A 2,487-nucleotide genomic window follows, 5' to 3' on the forward strand; every position below is an offset into this window, starting at 1 on the left:
AATTAAATCCTCGGTTGTAGACGATCCACCCATCAGGTCCCCAGCTGACGCCGCGATCGACGATGCCGATACCGATGTCAGCGATGGTCACCGGCGGCCCGGGAGATGTCCCGCCAATGGAGACCTTCATCAACTTTCCACCCAGCTCGTAACCGAGCCATTGGCTGTCGGGCGAGAAGAACGGCAGCTGGGCTCCTGCGGCGCCGGCCACGGGTAGGGCCTCAGGCTGGTCCATCCTGCGGAGATAGAGTTGTGTCTGTTGCGTTGTGGCAAAAGCCGTCGACTGGGCAGGTCGCGCCACATAGGCAATCCATTTTGAATCCGGAGAAATCGCGAGTGAGTACCATGCGCCGTTCACGTTGAGCTCTTGCCCTGGCGGGAGCGGAATCACCGCGCGCCAGACCCGTCGGTCGACCGGCTCGCTCTCACGCAGCAGACTCCAGATGGAAACGGCTATGGCTGCTACTGCCACCGCTCCCAGCATCATGACGAGGGTCGATCGCCTTGCGGGCTCTTGGTGAACCGGTTGCACCGCGGCAGGTTCCGAGAGCGTTTCGTCCAACTCGATCCCGGCGTCGCCGACATCCCGTAAGCGACGATTCGGATCTTTCTGCAGACAGCGACGGAGAAGGCGACGGAGCGCTGGCGGCGTGCTCGAAGGCAGTTTGTCCCAATCGGGCTCGTTCTTGAGGATGGCAGCCATCGTGTCCGATAGGGTGTCTCCCCAGAAAGCGGGCTTTCCGGTTAGGGCCTCGAAGAGACAACAGCCGTACGCCCAGATGTCCGCGCGCTTGTCCACGGATTTCCCCCGCGCCTGCTCGGGGCTCATGTACGGCGCCGTACCGAGGATGACCCCCGTCGCCGTTCCCCGGGTGATGGTGGGCGACTCCGAAAGCTTCGAGGCCGGTGCTTCCTCCTCGCCGAGGGCCTTGGCGAGGCCGAAGTCGAGGATCTTGACCTTTCCTTCGGGCGTGATCTTGATGTTGGCTGGCTTGAGATCCCGATGGATCACGCCCTTTTCGTGCGCGGCTTCGAGCGCCTCGGCGATCTGACGGAACACGTCGAGCGCTTCCTCCAGGGGGAGGGGCCCGCGGGCCAACCGCTCGGCGAGCGTCTCTCCCGCTACGAGCTCCATCACCAGATAGTGGATGCCCTCGTCCTTCTCGAGCCCATGGAGTGTGGCGATACCGGGATGGTTCACCGAGGCGAGAAGACGCGCCTCTCGCTCGAAGCGGGTGACTCGGTCGGAGTCCTTCGCAAACGCTTCGGGCAGGATTTTGATTGCCACCTCGCGGCGCAGCTTGGTATCTTCGGCGCGATAAACCTCGCCCATCCCGCCGTGTCCTAACTTGTCGACAATGCGGTAGTGCGCGAGTCGTTCGCCGATCATGGCTCTCGCACCACGTCCATCACCCAGAGGTCGCCGACGTCCTCCTGCCAGCCGAAGTAGAGGAAGCGGCCATCCGTGGCGATCTGCGTACGGAGCGTCCCCGGCCGTCCCTCGAGTTGGGTCAATCGCTGCTCCGTTCCGTCTTCGGGAGCAAATGCCCAGATGTCCCGGCCTGCCTCCGTCCCTCGAGTGAAGAAGATCCGTTTTCCATCCAGGGATACGGCCGGCCACCCGGCGACGCCGCACAGCACCCGCACGGGTTCTCCGCCATCGGCGGGCACCTGCCACAGGCAATCGTCGGCCGATGGGAATAGAACGCCTGGTCCGTCCGGTGTCCAGGTCGGGTGCAGCTGGTCCTTCTCCGTGTGAACAAGCCGCGGTACACCGCCCTCCCGAGGGATCGTGCGAAGGCTCCAGGCATCGTCGCGGAGGGTGCCAAAGGCGATCTCACTTCCATCCGGTGACCAGGCAGGAAACCACGATTCGCTGCCTTCGGCCTCGCCATTCGTTAGCTGGACCCCCGGTCCGCCATCGAGCGGAAGCACGTGAATCTCCCGGCGGCCCGATCGCAGGGAATAGAAAGCCACTTCGTCACCTGAAGGCGACCATTGGGGATGCCAGTCGAGCTCGGGGCCGGTCGTCAATGCGGACAAAGCACCGCCCTCTGCGGGCATCACCCAGAGATCCATGTTCCCCGTCCGATCCGAGTTGAAGACGAGCCGCTGACCATCGTTGGAGACATCGAAGAACTCCACGAGCGCTTCGTCGAACGTCAGCTGCTCAGCATCCGCCCAGACGGCGGGGCGATTTTCGAGCAGGGGAACGCGCCAGAGGTTGGCGACGAGGCGCCCCTTCGAGTAGGCGAGCTTGGTGCCGTCCGGAGACAAAACGGCGGAACGCATGCCGATCCCAACCGTCAGCGGGATCGGATCGTCTTCCGGCCTACCGTCAGCTCCGAGCGCCTGTTGCCAGAGATCCATGCTTCCCGCGCGGTTCGAAACATAATAAAGAGACCGTCCGTCCCGAGAGAAGCTCGGACTCAACACTCGCGTGAGACCGTCCGTGACCGCGAAAGCCGCGCCGTCCTCCTGTCGGAG

The 2,487-nt window shown here is 63.7% G+C and carries 2 protein-coding genes; both read right to left on the bottom strand.

The window, feature by feature from the left end:
• The coding region (locus VEK15_21850) for a serine/threonine-protein kinase (protein ID HXV63359.1) at window positions 1–1,390 on the bottom strand (1,390 nt) is incomplete at its 3' end.
• The coding region (locus tag VEK15_21855) for a hypothetical protein (protein ID HXV63360.1) at window positions 1,387–2,487 on the bottom strand (1,101 nt) is incomplete at its 5' end. The genes VEK15_21850 and VEK15_21855, both read right to left, overlap by 4 nt.

This window comes from Vicinamibacteria bacterium (assembly GCA_035620555.1).
In the GTDB taxonomy this organism is placed as follows: domain Bacteria; phylum Acidobacteriota; class Vicinamibacteria; order Marinacidobacterales; family SMYC01; genus DASPGQ01.